Origin of the sequence: Pseudomonas sp. CC6-YY-74 (assembly GCF_002025205.1) — a bacterium.
Lineage (GTDB): Bacteria > Pseudomonadota > Gammaproteobacteria > Pseudomonadales > Pseudomonadaceae > Aquipseudomonas > Aquipseudomonas paeninsulae.
On the sequence record NZ_CP019947.1, the window covers coordinates 4,526,132 to 4,542,664 of the forward strand.

General features: G+C 59.2%; 22 protein-coding genes and 2 pseudogenes. 10 read left to right on the forward strand and 14 right to left on the reverse strand.

What is annotated here, in order from left to right; all coding sequences use genetic code 11:
* Positions 1–194 precede the first annotated feature (194 nt).
* From B2D37_RS20490 to B2D37_RS20500, 3 genes are all read right to left on the reverse strand, one after another.
* Positions 195–1,565 (reverse strand): TRAP transporter large permease subunit, encoded by a 1,371-nt coding sequence (locus B2D37_RS20490; protein ID WP_079205056.1) that lies wholly within the window; start codon positions 1,563–1,565, stop codon positions 195–197.
* A gap of 16 nt (positions 1,566–1,581) precedes the next feature.
* Positions 1,582–2,196: a TRAP transporter small permease subunit gene (locus tag B2D37_RS20495; RefSeq protein WP_079204438.1), complete on the reverse strand. Its 615-nt coding sequence runs from the start codon at positions 2,194–2,196 to the stop codon at positions 1,582–1,584.
* Positions 2,197–2,277: 81 nt separating this feature from the next.
* Positions 2,278–3,363: a TRAP transporter substrate-binding protein gene (locus B2D37_RS20500; RefSeq protein WP_079204439.1), complete on the reverse strand. Its 1,086-nt coding sequence runs from the start codon at positions 3,361–3,363 to the stop codon at positions 2,278–2,280.
* A 545-nt stretch (positions 3,364–3,908) separates the two neighbouring features.
* Here B2D37_RS20500 and B2D37_RS20505 point away from each other — a divergent pair.
* From B2D37_RS20505 to B2D37_RS23240, 9 genes and pseudogenes are all read left to right on the forward strand, one after another.
* A complete protein-coding gene (locus tag B2D37_RS20505; protein ID WP_079204440.1) occupies positions 3,909–4,211 on the forward strand; it encodes a hypothetical protein in 303 nt (100 codons plus the stop codon).
* Positions 4,212–4,284: 73 nt separating this feature from the next.
* The gene (locus B2D37_RS20510) at positions 4,285–4,590 is read left to right on the forward strand and encodes a hypothetical protein (protein WP_079204441.1); all 306 of its coding nucleotides are present in this window, start codon (positions 4,285–4,287) and stop codon (positions 4,588–4,590) included.
* Between the two features lie 94 nt (positions 4,591–4,684).
* A complete protein-coding gene (locus tag B2D37_RS20515) occupies positions 4,685–4,936 on the forward strand; it encodes a helix-turn-helix transcriptional regulator (protein WP_079204442.1) in 252 nt (83 codons plus the stop codon).
* 201 nt (positions 4,937–5,137) lie between these two features.
* Positions 5,138–5,680: a PAAR domain-containing protein gene (locus B2D37_RS20520; protein WP_079204443.1), complete on the forward strand. Its 543-nt coding sequence runs from the start codon at positions 5,138–5,140 to the stop codon at positions 5,678–5,680.
* A complete protein-coding gene (locus B2D37_RS20525) occupies positions 5,677–6,396 on the forward strand; it encodes a peptidoglycan recognition family protein (RefSeq protein WP_079204444.1) in 720 nt (239 codons plus the stop codon). The genes B2D37_RS20520 and B2D37_RS20525 overlap by 4 nt, the downstream gene beginning before the upstream one ends.
* Positions 6,393–6,680: a hypothetical protein gene (locus B2D37_RS20530; RefSeq protein ID WP_079204445.1), complete on the forward strand. Its 288-nt coding sequence runs from the start codon at positions 6,393–6,395 to the stop codon at positions 6,678–6,680. The genes B2D37_RS20525 and B2D37_RS20530 overlap by 4 nt, the downstream gene beginning before the upstream one ends.
* Positions 6,681–6,841: 161 nt before the next feature.
* Positions 6,842–7,045: a hypothetical protein gene (locus B2D37_RS20535; protein ID WP_256573108.1), complete on the forward strand. Its 204-nt coding sequence runs from the start codon at positions 6,842–6,844 to the stop codon at positions 7,043–7,045.
* Positions 7,046–7,183: 138 nt separating this feature from the next.
* Positions 7,184–7,399 (forward strand): annotated as a pseudogene (locus B2D37_RS20540) (transposase domain-containing protein); the annotation flags it as partial.
* 31 nt (positions 7,400–7,430) lie between these two features.
* Complete coding sequence (locus tag B2D37_RS23240) at positions 7,431–7,595, forward strand: ADP-ribosylglycohydrolase family protein (RefSeq protein ID WP_218190401.1); 165 nt, start codon at positions 7,431–7,433, stop codon at positions 7,593–7,595.
* 17 nt (positions 7,596–7,612) lie between these two features.
* On the opposite strand, the gene B2D37_RS20545 is transcribed toward B2D37_RS23240, so the two are convergent.
* From B2D37_RS20545 to B2D37_RS20565, 5 genes are all read right to left on the reverse strand, one after another.
* Positions 7,613–8,350: an SDR family oxidoreductase gene (locus B2D37_RS20545; RefSeq protein ID WP_079204447.1), complete on the reverse strand. Its 738-nt coding sequence runs from the start codon at positions 8,348–8,350 to the stop codon at positions 7,613–7,615.
* A 90-nt stretch (positions 8,351–8,440) separates the two neighbouring features.
* Positions 8,441–9,556: an alkene reductase gene (locus tag B2D37_RS20550; RefSeq protein WP_079204448.1), complete on the reverse strand. Its 1,116-nt coding sequence runs from the start codon at positions 9,554–9,556 to the stop codon at positions 8,441–8,443.
* Between the two features lie 61 nt (positions 9,557–9,617).
* Positions 9,618–10,220 (reverse strand): SDR family oxidoreductase, encoded by a 603-nt coding sequence (locus tag B2D37_RS20555; protein WP_218190348.1) that lies wholly within the window; start codon positions 10,218–10,220, stop codon positions 9,618–9,620.
* A 20-nt stretch (positions 10,221–10,240) separates the two neighbouring features.
* Positions 10,241–11,620 carry an NAD-dependent succinate-semialdehyde dehydrogenase gene (locus B2D37_RS20560; RefSeq protein ID WP_079204449.1) on the reverse strand — a complete coding sequence of 460 codons (1,380 nt, stop codon included), beginning with the start codon at positions 11,618–11,620 and terminating at the stop codon, positions 10,241–10,243.
* A gap of 688 nt (positions 11,621–12,308) precedes the next feature.
* Positions 12,309–13,079: a nuclease-related domain-containing protein gene (locus B2D37_RS20565; protein WP_079204450.1), complete on the reverse strand. Its 771-nt coding sequence runs from the start codon at positions 13,077–13,079 to the stop codon at positions 12,309–12,311.
* A 228-nt stretch (positions 13,080–13,307) separates the two neighbouring features.
* Between B2D37_RS20565 and B2D37_RS20570 the strand changes: the two genes are divergently transcribed.
* Positions 13,308–13,559, forward strand: a complete 252-nt coding sequence (locus B2D37_RS20570; protein ID WP_079204451.1) for a helix-turn-helix transcriptional regulator — start codon at positions 13,308–13,310, stop codon at positions 13,557–13,559.
* Between the two features lie 50 nt (positions 13,560–13,609).
* Here B2D37_RS20570 and B2D37_RS20575 read toward each other — a convergent pair whose 3' ends face one another.
* From B2D37_RS20575 to B2D37_RS20600, 6 genes and pseudogenes are all read right to left on the reverse strand, one after another.
* Positions 13,610–13,867, reverse strand: coding sequence for a helix-turn-helix transcriptional regulator (locus B2D37_RS20575; RefSeq protein WP_079204452.1), 258 nt, complete (start codon positions 13,865–13,867; stop codon positions 13,610–13,612).
* A 240-nt stretch (positions 13,868–14,107) separates the two neighbouring features.
* Positions 14,108–14,494: a hypothetical protein gene (locus B2D37_RS20580; RefSeq protein ID WP_256573109.1), complete on the reverse strand. Its 387-nt coding sequence runs from the start codon at positions 14,492–14,494 to the stop codon at positions 14,108–14,110.
* Positions 14,479–14,688 (reverse strand): annotated as a pseudogene (locus B2D37_RS23900) (hypothetical protein); the annotation flags it as partial. The pseudogene B2D37_RS23900 and the gene B2D37_RS20580, both read right to left, overlap by 16 nt.
* A 68-nt stretch (positions 14,689–14,756) precedes the next feature.
* Positions 14,757–15,404, reverse strand: a complete 648-nt coding sequence (locus B2D37_RS20590) for a CHAP domain-containing protein (RefSeq protein WP_079204454.1) — start codon at positions 15,402–15,404, stop codon at positions 14,757–14,759.
* A gap of 111 nt (positions 15,405–15,515) precedes the next feature.
* Positions 15,516–15,911: a putative Ig domain-containing protein gene (locus B2D37_RS20595; protein WP_079204455.1), complete on the reverse strand. Its 396-nt coding sequence runs from the start codon at positions 15,909–15,911 to the stop codon at positions 15,516–15,518.
* A 29-nt stretch (positions 15,912–15,940) separates the two neighbouring features.
* Positions 15,941–16,528, reverse strand: a complete 588-nt coding sequence (locus tag B2D37_RS20600; protein WP_079204456.1) for a hypothetical protein — start codon at positions 16,526–16,528, stop codon at positions 15,941–15,943.
* Positions 16,529–16,533: the final 5 nt, after the last annotated feature.

Here is a 16,533-nt window from a genome sequence, read left to right on the forward strand (position 1 = left end):
CCGTCGGGGGCGGCTCGGGGAAAGGTTGGTCTAGGAGCCTGTCGGACTTGACCGTTCGTAGCGAGGGAAAGTCCGGGTTGAGGCAGTTTTGTTGTTTTTCCGAGGCGAATAGCTGGCTATTTAACGAGGGAAAGCAGCAAAAATGACCAAATCCGGCTTTTCCGCAGTAGAACAGCGTTAAGTGCGACAGGCTCCTACGGGCCGCCATACACCTCGTTGGGCAGCCAGGTGGCCAGCTCCTGGAAATTGAACACCAGGGCCAGGCCGAGCAATTGCAGGGCGATGAAGGGCGCCACGCCCAGGTAGATGTCGCGGGTGGTGATCTCGGGCGGGCACACGCCCTTGATGTAGAACAGGGCGAAGCCCACCGGCGGGGTGAGGAACGAGGTCTGCAGGCACAGGGCGAAGAGGATGGCGAACCACAGCGGGTCGACGCCCATGGAGAACAGCACCGGCGCCACCAGCGGCAGGATGATCAGGGTGATCTCCACCCAGTCGAGGAAGAAGCCCAGCAGGAAGGTGATGAACAGCACGGTGAGCAGCACGCCGGTCTGGCCGAACGGCAGGCCGGTCAGCGCCGCGCGCACCACGTCGTCGCCACCGAGGCCGCGCAGCACCGCGGCGAACACCGTGGCGCCGATGAAGATGCCGAAGATGAACGCGGTGGTGCGGCTGGTCTGGTACAGCGCCTCCTTGAGCATGGCCAGGTTCAGCCGGCGGCCGAGCCCGGCCATCAGCAGGGCGCCGGCGGCACCTACCGCCGAGGCCTCGGTGGTGGTGGCGATGCCGAAGAAGATCGAACCGAGCACCGCGAGGATCAGCACCAGCGGCGGCACCACGGCCATGAACACGTCGATCAGGGCGCGGCCGTCGAGGGGCTGGCGGTTTTTCGGCGCCGGGGCGAAGTCCTTTTTCAGCCAGGACACGATCACGATATAGAGGATGTACAGGGCGGCGAGCATCATGCCGGGAATCAGCGCGCCCATGAACAGCTTGCCGACCGAGGCCTCGGGGGTGCCGAGACGATCGGCCATCAGCACCAGCATGATGCTCGGCGGCACCAGGATGCCCAGGGTGCCCACCGAGCAGGCGGTGCCGACCGCCAGGCTCTTGTTGTAGTTGGCCTGCAGCATGGGCCCCAGCGAGAGCATGCCGAGCAGCACCACCGAGGCGCCGACGATGCCGGTGGAGGCGGCCAGCAGCACGCCGACGATCACCACGGTGATCGCGTAGCCGCCGCGCAGCGGCCCCAGCACCCGCACCAGGCTGTGCATCAGGCGTTCGGCGATGCCGGAGCGGTCGAGCATGATGCCCATGAAGATAAACAGCGGCAGCGCCACCATCAACTCATTGGCGACGATGCCGTAGATGCGCGCATCGAGCACGCCGATGGTGCCGCTCCAGGTGAACCAGAGGTCGGCGTCGAAATACTCAACCAGCACATGGCCGGTGGCGGCGAAGACCAGGCCGATGCCGGCCAGCGACCAGGCCACGGGGAAACCCAGCAGCAGCAAGCCCATGAAGCTGGCGAACATGGCAATGACAAGCAGTTGTTCCAGACCCATTACTTCAGCCTCGTGATCAGGGATGCGGATGGCCGCCATTGTGGTGGCCGCCATCGCGGTCATCGGCGGGCACGCTAATGGCCCGGGGGAAGTTGAACAGTAGGGTGCTGCAGCGTGAGGCGCGGGAAACCAGGGCGATGGCCACCAGGATCAGGCCCAGCGACAACACGCTCTTGAACAGGAAGCGGTAGGGCAGCCCGCTGGGCGCCTGCGAGTGTTCCTGATAGACGAAGGCGGTGTAGGCATAAGGGATCAGGCTGTCGATCATCAGGCCGATTATCGGCAGGGCCAGCAGGACGATGCCCGCCAGCTCGATCTGGGCCTGCAGGCGCAGGGAGAACTTCTCGCGCAGGACATCGACGCGGACATGGTCGTCGCGCACCACGGCATAGGCCAGGGACAGCATCATCGCGGCGCCGAACAGGTGCCAGGACAGCTCTTCCAGGGCGATCGAGCCGCGCGCCAGGACGAAACGGCTGAACACATTGCTCAGCACCACCCCCAGCACCGCCAGCCACAGCCAGGCACTGGCGTGGCCGATGGCGACGATCAGGCGGTCCAGGCGCCAGGACAGGCGATTGTTGGGCAGATCAGCGGTGGCCAGCGGATCGGCAGAAGCAGGTTGCTGCATCGGGAAAACCTCGCACGTATCAGGCAGGAAGACGCAACGGGCCGCGGCATGGCCGGGCCCGTGCAGGTTCAGGGTGCGTGATCAGTCGTGCTGGTAAAAGTCCCGTGGCAGGTAACCCATGCTGTGCCAGGTGCCGTGCAGGCTCATGAACTCGCGCTGGCTGGTCAGCACACGCTTGAACATGGCGTCTTGGCCGGCGATTTCGTCGAGCACCTCGTTGGTCACGCGCTGCAGTTCGCGCAGCACCGGCTCGGGCAGGACCTGGGCCTTCACCCCTTCCTTCTTGTACTCGGCGAGGGCGGTCGGCTGGGCCCACTCGCTCTCGGCCAGGCCCTTGAGGGTGGCCGATTCGCAGCCCATCTCGATCAGCGCGCGGCTCTGCGGCTCGAGCTTGTCCCACACATCCTGGTTGACCAGCAGGTGCGAGGTGGTAAGGGTCTGGTGCCAGCCCGGCATGATGTAGTTCTTGATGATCTGGTCGAGGCCGAGCATCTTGTCGATCGCCGGCTGGGAAAACTCCGTGGCGTCGATGGTCTTGCGCTCCAGCGCCTGATAGATCTCGCCGCCGGGGATCATGGTGACCGAGGCGCCGAGCTTCTCCAGCACCTTGCCGCCGATACCGGCGAAGCGGATGCGCAGGCCGTCGAAGTCCTGCAGCTGGGTGATTGGCTTGGCGAACCAGCCGGCGCCTTCCGGGCCGATGATGCTGCACAGCATCGGGTGGATGTTGTGCGGGGCGTAGATTTCTTCCAGCAGCTTCTTGCCGTCGCCCTGGTAGTACCAGGCCAGGTAGGCCGGCGGCTCCATGTTGAAGGGCGCACCGGAGTACAGCGGCAGGGCCGGGATGCTGCCCTGGTCGTAGCCGATCCAGGTGTAGCCGGCCGGGTACTTGCCGCTGCTCACCGCATTCATGATCTCGAACGGCGGCACCAGTTCGCCCGGCTCGTAGTAGCGCAGCTGAATGTCACCGGCGGAAATGGTCTTGAGCGACTCGGCGAGGTGCTTGATCGGAGTGGTCAGGCCTATCAGGTGCGACGGGAAGGCCAGCGGCACCTGCCAGCGGATCTTCTCGGTGGCCATCGCCGGACTGGCCAGCAGGCTGCCGGTAAGCAGCGCGGCGGCAGTGATGCCGTGGGTCAGGCGGGACAACTGTAGCTTCATCGACATGCTGGAGTTCCTTGTTGTTGTTTTTGTCTGGGCTGCCGGTCGGGCAGCGACCAAGGCGAAGCGGGGCGGATCACGCCCCGTCAGCTGCAGCGGTCGGCGCTGCAAGGGCGCCGACGGTTAGCCGTTGGGACTAAGCAGGTTCTGTGCCTCATTGAATAAATCCTTTTAGATCAATTGATTAATATTTTATTTAATAAGCAGCTGAGTATTGTGTCCGGAAATCTGGACAGGTTTTGCGGTCGCCAAGTCAGAGTGTCCAGAAATAAAGACCAGTGTCCGTAAATCCGGACGTCGCTCCCCCTGTGGCGCGCGATGGTGGCAGCGGCGCAAGGCCGGCCGCCCTGCGCGCCGCCCTCTAGACTAGTCGCCGCCGCCGCCCCGTGGCTCATGCCATGGGCTAATGGCGCGCATCCGGCGCATCTGCGATAGTCGATCGGTTAAGCCGCGGGCGCCCAGCCGGCAGTGTTCTGGGCTGTTTGATTGGCTATGTACCCGTTAACTGTTGCGAGTACTGCATGCGCGAAGGCTACCTGTAGGAGCGGACCATGTCCGCGAAACCCAGACAGCGCGACAAAGTCGCGGGCATGGGCCAGGTACCCCAGCATGGCGCCCCCTTCGCTCCCACAAAACGCCGCAAGCCCAGTGAAAGGGTGCGTAGCTACGCGCAGGTACAGTTAGCTGAAAGTAGCGTCGTAGATGGGTTTAAGGGTGATTTAGAGGAGTCTGTAAAAGCTGGGCACGGTACCGTCAGCGTACTGTTTTTTGTACCGCGAAGCGGTCAGGTTTTGCTTTTCCATCGGGCGATGACTGCGCAGATGCTGCTGATCGTTTTGCGGATCAGGCGTTGACGCGACAGCCCCCGATCAGTCCCAATCTGGGACTGATGAGTCCCCGATTGGGACTGGCTTGAAAGGAGGCAGCATGTTGTTACCGGGAGCCGAAGAGCTGGGAATGACCCACAGCCAATGCTTGGCTCTATTGGAGAGCGTCGAGGACACGGTTGATTTCTTCGTCTCCGGTCTGACTTATCTGGTCCATGCGGAAAGCCAGAAAGCCCAACCGGATCTTCAATTGATCGCGCAGTGGGAAGCGATGGACAGCGAAGCCTTTGACCTGCAGTACTCGCTATTAGAAGCAAGCGTAGAGACCTATCAGCAGGTGCTGGAAACCTACCGGCAACGCAGTCGCGAATTGCGCGTGGTGGTGGATCGCTATATGGCCGCGTAGCGTCGGTTCTTGGGCTGAGTGACTGCATCCCCTTTGATTTTCCCGGTAGTCCGGTATACGTTACATTTCATGTGAATTGTTGCGTATACAGAACATGGACTATTCCCTTATCACGACGCGGCTTGGCGAACAGGTTAGGCAGCGTCGCCTGAATCGCGGACTGACCCAGGCCGCGCTGGCCTCCCTGGCCGGCATCACCCGGCAGAAGGTCATCGCCGTCGAGAAGGGCGACCTCTCCGTGGGGATGATGGCCTATGCGCGAGTGCTGGGTGCCCTGGACTGTGAGTTCACGGTAGTACCGGCAAGAATGCCCACGCTGGATGACATTCAGGGGGTGTTCGACTGATGACGGTCGTGCAGCAAATGGAACTCAACAAAGTGACCAGCGCGAGCGCCGCAGCGCTTTGGGGAAGGCCAGGATTAAGCCCCAGCGTGGCTTGATCCGATCGTCCTCAGATGAGAAGCAGATTCAACTCCATGGTCTATTCAGTCGATAAGATCGGCAGGCTTTGATCGGTTAGCCACCCCACTAACGAAAGGAACTCGTATGGCCAAGCCCGCTGCTCGTCTGTCTGACCCCACCAGTTGCCCGATCCCAGGGCACGGCACCAACCCAATTGCAGTTGGTTCTCCAAATGTCTTGTTTGATGGGCTGCCTGCCGCTCGCGAGTCAGACCCAAGCGCCTGTGGCAGCCCGCTCGTCTCGGGGCTGTCATCGACGGTCATCATCAACGGCCTACACGCGGCAACCGTGAGCAGTGGTGGCACACACGGCAATACCGTCATAGCCGGTTCTGGCAGCGTACGCATCGGCGACAGCCACTCAGCCGCATCCTTCCAGGCCCCAGCCCCTCTCCAGTTCGCCAAAACCTTTGCCCAGGCATTCGTCATTACCGATAGCGAAACAGGTGAGCCACTGGCTAACCGAGAGTTTTTGGCTGTGGTAGATGGTCGTGAGGAGTCCGGGGTAACGGACTCCAACGGTTTGGCGCATGTCCAGGCACCGAACGAGAACTCGCTCATCTTCCTGCATGTCATATTCAAATCACCGGTTCGCACTCTGGTCGAGTTGTCCGAGAGTGGCCAATGACCAGTACGGCGTACAAAACCACTGCCAAGGCTCAAGAGGTAAAGCCAAGCCAGCCTATTGTGCCCGTCACTATTACCGTGAATGACAGGGCTGCTACACGTGAGTCCATCATCCGCAAGGCCCGCGATCTGGGTCATAAGTTGGTTACGCGCTCGTCTTGGGGTGCCCATAAGGCCAAGGTCGGCCTAGCAAATGATTGGGGCTACAGCATGATTGCTCTGCACCACGCCGGCCGTAGCTATTCGTGTGGTGGCGGGGCCGAGCAGATGCTTGAGACCCAAGAGGATCACTTGGAAGGTAAGTACGACGATATTGGTTACCACTATGGTATCGATTGTGCCGGCATCATCTATGAAGGGCGAGATATCAGATTCAAGGGATCAAGCGTGCTCGAGTACAACACCGGTGTCATCGGTGTGGTGCTGCTGAACAACTTCACCACTGCGGAGGAGGGCGATGACCTAGTCTCCTATGGAAGGGAAACCCTTGAGTCTTGGGGCGTCAGTACAACAAATTCTATTCCTGCTGCCCAAATTGATGCTGTCGTGAACCTTATTACCGCGCTGAAAAGTGTTTTCTTCATAACTCGCGTCGGTGGTCATCGCGAGTATCCAGGGCAACGAGCGGAAGGGAAGGTCTGCCCTGGTAACGTCGGCATGGAGCTGGTGAAGGCTATTCGTGTCAAAACCCAACTGCTACAGCCGCCTACAGCATGAAAAAATCAATCATTCTTATTGCACTATTATTGCTAGGCGCTCTGTTCGTTGGATACTACAAAGCAATTGACGATGCGGAGCTGAATACGGTGTTCTTCATCAAGAAGAGCCCCACCTTCCAGGTTAAGTTCGAGAACCTCTTTGCTAACGACGCAGACAATAAAAAACTGCACGAGTTAAATGGCGAAGAGCGTAAGTTAGTAGTTGACTACTGTAAGTACCGGTTAGGTATCGAAACTGAACTGAGATCGCAAGAGGAGCTAGAAGTCTGTAAAGAGCGGTAGTCGTAGGGCGCACGCAGGCCACGATTGATCTCTTCGTAAATCGTGGCCTGTCCCATATTGCTCTTTTCCCCCTGGCTCATGAAAAAACTAACTGTTTTCATCACATTTGTCCTGCTTGCGTGCTCTTTGTCGGCTACTACGAGTCCCTGGACGATGCAGAGGTGAACAAGGTCTTCTTTATCAAGAAGTCCCCCGCTCTGCAGGTCAAGTTCAGGCACCTATTCGCCAACGATGCTGACGACAAGCCTCTGGAAAGGCTGACTGCCGAGCAGCGTGAGCAGGTAATTGATTACTGCAAATACCGCCTCGGCATAGAAACCGCGCTGAACAACCAAGAGGAATTGGAGGCGTGCAAGCAGCGGTAGTCGGCATCGTGAAGGCGCCAGTGGCGCCTTTTACTTGCTCTTGGTGGCCAAAGTGCTCAGGTCAACCCCAAGCGGCTGGCACACCTCCCGTCGGCCTACCGAGGACTGATTTGGGGAAATAAATCTGTCCCCTTTTCCGTCGTAATTCGGCCAATCGCCTTGGGCAAAAAGAACTGATTGTTTGCCGGTTCAGAACGCTCCGGACGTAGCGCCGCCGCCATCCAGAGCCTGCTGGCCACCGCCAAACTGAACGGCATCGAACCCGCCGCCAGGCTCAAGGATACGCTGGAAAAACTGCCCACCTGGCCTAACAGGCGAATCGATGAGCTGCTGCCCCTCAGCCCCTCAAACTGAATAGAGGTGGGGCGGCTGGACGCTTACCGCCATCAATGGCGGCGGTCAGAACCAGTCCCGGGCCATGCTGACCGGGGCACTGGTCGGCGCGCAGGTGGGCCTTGCCGGTATTCCGAAGCGGTTCGTGGACGGCCTCGAACGCTCGGAGGACATCCGGAAACTGGCCCGATTCCTGGTCACTCAGATGCCGGGCTGAATAGAACGCCTGCCTGATTAGAGCGGCTGCTTGGTGGGGCGGATGATAATCTCATTGACATCGACATCCGCCGGCTGCTCGATGGCGTAAGCAATCGCCCGGGCAATCGCATCGGGGTCGATAGCCATCTCGTACATTTCATCCACATTCTTGGCGGTATCGGGATCGCTGATGGTACTGGTCAGCTCGGTCGCCACGGCCCCCGGCGAGATATTGGTGGAACGGATTTCCCCGTCGCCTTCCTGACGAAGTCCTTCTGATAGCGCCCTCACGGCATACTTGGTTGCGGAGTAGACGGCCGACGACGGAAAGACCTTATGCCCCGCTATCGACGAGAGATTGATGATGTGGCCGACATGCTGCTCGCGCATGGTCGGCAGCACCGCGGCAATACCGTAAAGCACACCTTTGATGTTGACGTCGACCATCTGATCCCACTCGTCGACCTTGAGCTCATCGAGCGGCGACAGCGGCATCAGGCCAGCATTGTTGACCAGCACATCGATGCGGCCATAGGCTTCCTTCGCCGCCTTGGCCAGCGACTCGACCTGATCGCGGTCAGTGACGTCGGTCACCTGGTAGATAGCATCACCGCCCTGCTCGATGATAGCGTCCCGCAGCTCCACCAGGCGTTCCTCGCGTCGGGCAGCAAGCACCAGCTTGGCGCCACCCTTGGCCAGACGGAGGGCGGTAGCTTTACCGAGACCACTGCTGGCACCGGTAATGATGACGACCTTGCCATTGATTTCTGACATGATTTCTTCTCCTGTGAACATGAATCGTTGGATGTTGCGCGTCGGCTGAAACAGGCCCCAACCGATGGGTCTGGGCTTGGAAACCGGGTGTTACGCCGGTTGCTCGGCGAGACTCGGATAGTCGGTATAACCGTGCTCATCGCCCCCGTAGAAGGTGCTGTCGTCCCATTCGTTAAGCGGGGCGCCAAGGCGAAAGCGTTCTGGAAGGTCGGGGTTGGCGATGAAGGGACGGCCGAAGGTCACCAGGTCGGTCTTGCCGGCGGCAATGCGCTCACGGGCCTCGTCGGCGGTGTAGCCACCGTTGCTGATATAGGTACGCGAAAACGCATTCTGGATGGCCTCGATCACCCTGTCAGGGCGGCCAGAGGCGTGATTGCCCTGGAAGGAATCCTCGACTACCTCAATGAAAGCAATCCCCAAAGCGTCAAGTCTGCCGGCGAAGGCACCGAAGGTCGCTTCCGGGTCGGCATCCTCCATGGCGTTGAAACTGCCCGTGGGACTGATCCGCACACCGACGCGCTCCGCTCCCCACACATCCACTACCGCCTCGACCACCGCCAATGGCAGACGCAGGCGATTGTCCAACGAGTCGCCATGGGCATCGTCGCGAATGTTGCTGGCGCTTTTCAGGAACTGGTCCAGCAGATAACCGTTGGCGGCGTGAACCTCGACCCCATCGAAGCCGGCGCGCTTGGCGTTCTCGGCACCCTGGCGGAACTGCTCGACGATGCCGGGCATCTCCTCGAGCGTCAGCGCCCGCGGCGTCGGAATCTCGACCATGCCGGAGTCGGCGTTGATGTAGGTCTTGGCGCCTTCGGGTTTGATGGCCGAGGGCGCCACCGGCGCATTGCCGTCAGGCTGCAGGTCTGGGTGCGAGATGCGCCCGACGTGCCACAGCTGCATTATGATGCGGCCGCCTTGCGCATGCACCGCGTCGGTCACGCGCCGCCAGCCCTCGATCTGCGCCTCGGAGTGGATGCCCGGGGTGAAGGCGTAACCCTTGCCCTGAGGCGAGACCTGGGTTGCTTCGGAGATGATCAGTCCGGCGCCGGCACGCTGGCGGTAGTATTCCACGTTCATGTCGTTGGGCACGTCGCCGGGCTGCGTGGCCCGCGAGCGGGTCAGCGGGGCCATCAATACCCGGTTGGGCAGTGTCAGCTTCCCGAGAACAAAGGGGTCGAACAGGATGTCGGCTTGCTGTGTCATGGATTTCTCCTGAAGTCTGCTGGGCTGCGCGCCGACCGGCAGGCAGCCCCTTCTGGTTCGGTCAGGCGGACTGCATATTCTGGGCTATACCGTCGTAACGGCCTGTAGTCGCGGCCTCCGCCAGCACATGGGCTACATCTGCGCGAGAGGCTTTGGCGGATTTGTTGACAGCTTCGCCCAGGATCACTTTTTCGCCCCGTCCGTCGTCGGTTAACGCGACCGGGCGCAGGATCGAATAAGTCATCCCAGAGTCCTTCAGGTGTTCATCCGCCTCATGTTTGGCATTCAGATAGGGCGCTATGTCGCCCGTGGGATTGGACTGGTCTGCCCCGATTGAACTGAGCATCACGAAACGTTTCACGCCTGATTCCAGCGCCAGATCAATCAGTCGCTTGGCGCCGTCCCGATCCACTTTTTTGGTCATTTCAGGGCCCGTGGATCCGCCGGAGCCTGCCGCAAAGATAACCACCTCCATGCCATCGCATACGCCGGCGTGCAGGTCAGCGAGATCGCCATTGCGCAGGCCGACTCCCTGGGGCAGCGCCGTGGTGTCAGAGCTTGCGCGAACAAGCGCTGTCGGCTTGTGGCCCTGGTCAACCAAGTACTGGACCAGATGCAGGCCCGTTCTGCCGGTCGCCCCGGCAACAAGGATGTTCATGCTCATAAAATTTCCTTAATGCCGAATCAGGATTGGGCCACCATGACCGCCTTTACATTCACAAACTCGCGCATGCCAAAGCCACCATGTTCGCGGCCATAACCACTCTGCTTTACGCCACCAAAAGGCAGGTTGGGTATGGCCAGGTTGTAGCCATTGATATTGACCATGCCGGTGTCGAATTCATCCCGGGCCAGGCGTACGGCCCGGTCTTCATTGGCAGAGAAAATGCCGCCGCCCAGACCATAAATGGAGTTATTTGCCACCCGCATGGCCTCGGCATCGTCTTTCACCCGAATCAGTGCAGCTACCGGACCAAACAACTCGTCGTCATAAGCTGGCTGGCCCGGTGCGACATCTTCCAGCACGGTTGCCGGATAGAAGTAGCCCTTGCCTTCGGGAATTTCACCGCCCAGAGAACAGGTGGCACCGGCGTCGACAGACTGTCGAACCTGTTCATGAAGGCTATCTCTCAGATCTGAACGCGCCATGGGTCCCATCTGGGTGTCGCTGCTGGTGGGGTCGCCGACGACGAGGTTTTTCATTCCGGCGAGGAAGGCATCCCGGAACTCGTCGTAGACCGAGTCCACGACAATAAAGCGTTTCGCTGCCACGCAGGTCTGGCCGGTATTGTTGGTGCGGCCCAAAACACAGACTTTGGCCGCCTTCTGCACATCTGCATCCGCCAGCACTAGGTAGGCATCGTTACTGCCCAGTTCAAGCACGGTTTTCTTCAGTACTTTGCCGGCACGCTGTGCCACAGCTCGGCCCGCCGTGGGGCTACCGGTTAGCGTGACGCCACGTACCAGTTTGTGTTCAATAACCGCGTCCGAAACGTCGTGGCCAATCAACAGGGTGCGGAAAGCGTTTTCCGGCATTCCGGCATCCCGATAGAGCTTTTCAACTTCCAGCGCCATACCCCAGACATTGGCAGCGTGCTTCAGCAGCACGGTGTTGCCTGCCATCAGGTTGGCGGCGCTGTAGCGGATGACCTGGTAAAGCGGAAAGTTCCAGGGTTGGATCCCGTAGATCACGCCCTGGGGCTGATAGGAGACCAGGGCCCAGCCGCCTTCAAGCTCCCGTGTTTCATCGGCCAGTTCTTTGGGGCCGTGCTCGGCGCTGAACTCACAGACTGCAGCACAAAGCTCGCATTCCTGTTTGCCTTCAGCGAGAGTCTTGCCCATTTCACGGGTCATCAGTGCGGCGTAGTCGTCCTGGCGCTCCCGGATCAGCGCGGCGGTTTTGTTCAGGATCTCGGCACGTTCACTGAAGCTGGTTTTGCGCCAGCTCAGAAACGCATCGTGGGTCTGCTCAATAATGCCTTCGGCCTCTTGCCGTGACATCAGCGAATAGGTTTCAAGAACGTCTTCAGTAGCAGGATTGATGGTTTTTTTGGTATCAGACATCTGGTTTCCTCCGTGAGGATATTAGGGAAGAAACACAGATACTGGACTGCAAGGCGCTACCAGGTCGGTGCGATAGCCAACAAAGTCTTGGTTACCGTGGCAAATGGCGAAAACCAGGGGCCGAGGCTTAATCGCTGTCTGTTCCCCGGAGCCGTAGAATTGCCAGCTCCACGGCATCGACCAGGTCGGTAACCTGTTGGTCAGGGCTACCCATCAGGGGGTGAAAGAGCGACTCGTGGCGTTGAATCCAGATGCCATGAAACCCGGCCTGAATCGCGCAGTGGTCATCCCAGGCATGGGCCGCGATCAGCAGTGCTTTCTCCGGGGCACAGGCGCGTTTCAGCGCAGCATGGTGGTGCAGTGTAAGCGTTCAGCCGTCCCACCGTTATTGCGCTTGACCTATAACGAATCGCTGCCCAGTACCCAGTGCAGGTGGCTGTATGAAACTCGCCACTTCTGCCCGTCGCACTCAAGGGGAAAAGGGAAAAAGAAGGGAAAAAGGGGACAGATTTATTTTCTGCACGGAAACTCCTTGATCGTTTCACTGCCCTGCGGCTCAAAGAGCCTGCATGGTTCGACACTTGGGAAATGTCGAGCACCCCCAAAACTGCTGCCCCGCTTACGGCCCTGATTTCACGGTACGAATGGTAATAGGGGACAGACCACGATTTTCAAGCCTTTCTGCATTTCAAAGACTCTGCATCGTCCGGCACTTGGGGAAAGTCGAGCAGCCCCAGAACTGCTGTCCCATTTTCGCCCCTGACTTCACGGTACGGATCAGCAGCGCGCTGCCACATTTCGGACACTGCCGCTCGGCTGTTGGATCACTGCGGCGTTTGAGGTTTTGCACGTGCTCGCGGTGGGTGGCGAGGGTCGGTGCGCGGCGACCGTTTTGCAGGGCTTTCAACATGGCGTCGACGTCAGCCTCGCTGAATACCGGCTGCTGGAATGACTTGATGTAGCGGATAAATCCGATGCCCTGAGTCACGTTGGCCGGCACTTCGGTCTTGAAGGTGCTGCCGCCGACAAAGGTGATAACCGAGTGCAGGTGCTCCGGGTTAACGCCCAGGGTGGCTTCCAAAGCCTTGAGGTGCTTGTAGTTCTGCCGCAGCGGGTTCTGGAACTTGAACGTGCGTTTGTAGAGCTTCTGCGTCCACTGTGGCTGCTTTTCGCTGCCAAAGATCCAGCCGCTCATGTTCTTGGTTTCTAGCACGAAGATGCCGAAGGGCGAGAGGAATACGTGGTCGATCTGGGTGGTGCCGTCGGGTGTGCTCAGGGTGACGTTGTGCAGGCGGCGGTAGGTTTGCTTGTCCAGCTGCCAATGAGCGAACAGGCGCACCAGGAGTTCGCCGATGTGGCCCTTGGCCCAAGGCGACTTGAGCAGGCCGACCAGCAGCATCAGCGGAATAAACCAGCCCAGCGTGCCCCAGACCTGCGCGATAACGGGGGTGAAGTCCATTTCTCAACCTTCAGTAATTCTGAGTTACCCGGATACTACCGAAAGTAAGCGTAAATGGACGAACGTATTCAATGACGATATTCGGCTCATTACGTGAGCCGATTATTCTGGCTATTCGGCTCACAAGCTTCCTGGCCCTATTTCAGGCTTGAGTATCAGCCGCCACGTTGATTTGTGATGCGGTCATCTATACGTTACATCTGCTCTATTTAGTAACGTATGCATAACATGGACCATTCCCTAATCACGCAGCGTCTCGGCCAGCAGCTTCGCCAGCGCCGCCTCAATCGTGGACTGACCCAGGCTGCGCTCGCTTCTCTGGCTGGCCTTACCCGGCAGAAAATCATCGCTATCGAAAAGGGTGACCTGTCGGTGGGCATGCTGGCTTATGCGAGAGCGCTGGCAGCTCTAGATGCCGAGTTCAATGTCGTGCCCGCAGTCATGCCCACGCTGGACGAAATCCATGCAGTATTCGATTGATGGCGACCCTGCCGGCGGTTTCTATCGCAGGATAGCTCGCTGTCGTCTCCTCACTCTCCTGACCGCTGCTCGTTGAGGATGTCTTCAATCGTGCGCTGGTGTCCTGCCTTGACCAGCTTCAGGTCATAGCCGGCCGCTTCCAGCAGCCGAACCAGCACCGAAACGCTCATGTCGCCTTTGGCCAGTGTTTCCATGCGCGTCACCGTGGTACGCGAGACGCCGGCACGGCTGGCCAGCGCTTCTTGGCTCAGCTTCGCCTCACCACGGGCCTGTTTTAGCATTTCGGAAACATCGTAGAGAGAGGTCATTTGTAGCCTTCGGGCATCAAAAAAAGCGAATATGCCGAAAAATGTAGCCCTTGGGCTACATTTACACAAGGGCTGCCAGCCTTGAGCTGTAGCTGACAGGTTACGAAATGGGTGTGTTAGTCATAATTTGTGGCCTCAAGGCTACAGGTCAGCTGGCATCACTAAGCTCATGACTGCGCTCTAGAGTGGGCGCGGGATCAGGTGGTCGCCGTCCTTGCTCAATCGACCTGCGGCAGCTACTCATCTGCCAGCGTCGGCCGCGCCCTGGCGATCTAGCTCGCGCTCGATGCTCAGCCACTCGTCCTTGAGCCGATAACGAAGGTAGGCCACGAAGGCCTGATCGCGCAGGCGGCGAAAGGTCGAGGTGCGGCGGGCTTCCTGAGTGCTCTCGATAGTCTCGGTGAGCCAAGTGCTCTCGAATGCTGTCCAGATCGGCGGGATGGGGGCCTGCAGGTTGGAATAGCAAACGGGAGCCACTTCCTCGAAGAACGCGACCTCTATCGTGGCGAGGTCAAATCCCGCCAACTGCCGAGCGATGGCGTTGTAGTCGACTTCGTTGTCGATGAAGGCATCCGATAGCGCCGACCACAATCGAGTGCGCTCATCGCGCGTCAAAACACTTCCCACTTGGAAAACTCCTCAAGTTCGTCATCCAGGGCGTCTGCTGCGATCCCGCCCACTGCTCCACCCGCTAGCACCACGGCGATGGCGCAGAACGGTGCGCCGGGGCCACAGATGAGCGAGACGCCAAGACCAGCGAGAAGGCCGCCTGCGGCACCGCCACCGATGATCATGCCTTGGCGCGCAGTCTCCTTTTCGCCTAAATCGGTGTCCGGAATCAGTAGACCACTACACTCCGCATTGCCCCAGGTTATGCGAGGGGCGCTATTTATGGCTTCTGGATGTAGTTCTGCTCAGGTACAGACAGTTCGTCAGCTGGCTGCAGCCTCAGCCAGCCCAGTGCCCGTGCCTGCTCGATATACCAGTGACCTTCTCGTTGGGTAAGCCCTAGGTCTTCTCTGGAGCTGCCAAAGGGGCCGGGGTTTTGTTGGGCGATCTGCAGGGTGTCGGTGCCAACGCTGGCAATAATCGCAACGTGACCGTAGCGGTTGAGCAGCGAGGGGGCGAATACCAGCAAGTCTTCTGCTTGCGGTTGCTCGGCGCTGCCGTTGCGGAACTGCAGCATCGCCCGTTTGGCGTTCAAACTGCCGTCGCTGAGGGTTGGGTCGAAGAAGTCTTTGGCGTGCCCATAGGTGTCGAGCATGCGGTGGCCATGCCGCTCGAAGTAGTAGCGTTTGACGAACTCCACGCACTGATAGCGCAGGCCCAGGTTGTAACCATCCTGGCTCAGGTTACGGCCCTGCACCGTATTGACCCCGCCGTTGTAGTAGATCGCCACGCCATTTAGCTCATCGAGTTGTTCGCCCACGGCATGCTGGCTGTTGGGGTTGATACGGGTAACGGCTGCATAAGTCGCCAGAGCGATAAAAGGCAGCAGCACACAGCTAGCGAGCAGGGCGATTCGGCGTTTGTTCATCGTGAGGTCTTTATCAATTGGAGAGCGGTGCTGTAGCTCTTTGGTCTGGATCGTCAGTACGGCATGGAGCGCCAATGCCCCAGGTTTGGGCCATCTTCTGTTGAGTGCCGGTTATTCAGTGACCTGGAGCGTGTAGAGCTTTTCCACATCCTGCCCCGCGCATTGGGTGCCATAGGTACTGCCATAGACCAGTACGTTGTAGCGTCCGGTCTCGGTTGGAGTCCCTCGGATTTCGCCATGCTTGTCTCTTTCGGTGTGGGTCAACTCCAAACCATCGGGCAGGGGTTTGCTGGGTGCTACCTGCAGTGTGCTCACTGGGGTGCTGGCGTTGATCACATCTATACGGATGCTATACGGCACGCCCACGGCGGCGGCAGGAAGCGCATTGGGCAGAAGTTCCGGGTTGGGCCTTAGGGCGCAGCCGGCCACAACATTGCCGAGCATGAGGACTTCACAGCCTGTTAGCGAAGTGGCCATACAGAGAGTGAGCAGCGTCTTTTGCAGCATGGTTGCGTTGTTCTTTGCGGAGGAGGTGGTTAGCGCGATTTGCGTTCGAGTTCTGCTATTTCAGCAAAGGCTTTTCGATGCTCGGCTTGCGAGGCATAGTCGCCGCTGATTTCCTTGGCGTCTTTCCCGGTTAGGTCATTGCCAGTCAGCGCATCGCGCGCGAACAGGATGGCAAACTTCCGACCGTCCAATTCCAAGTAGAGGTAGTAGTAGTCCTCGGGCTTGTTGGGCTCGGCGAAGGCGCTGTAGGTATAGCGGATGCGATGGCTGAGATCGGGCGGGTTCAGTATCAGTGCCTGGGTATCTGTGTCTTCAAGGTAGCTGCTGTCGAAGGCTTCGGCCGCGGCATAGGGAAGCTCGGCCAATTGCTCGGGTGTAAAGGGCCTGAGCTGGCTGCGTAGCATGGTGACATTGCTGGCTCCGCCGTCGGCCTCAATGTTGCGTGGTTTGTACATGCCACTAACAAACCACTGGCTGGCATCGAACATCTCTTCGACTTCGAAACCGCCGTAATACATCATGATTTTTTTAGGCATTTGGCTTTCCTTGGCATTCAGATAAAGCCCGGTCGCCAAACTGGCGACCAGGGCAATGCTACATAGCAGTAGCTTGTTCAAGCGCC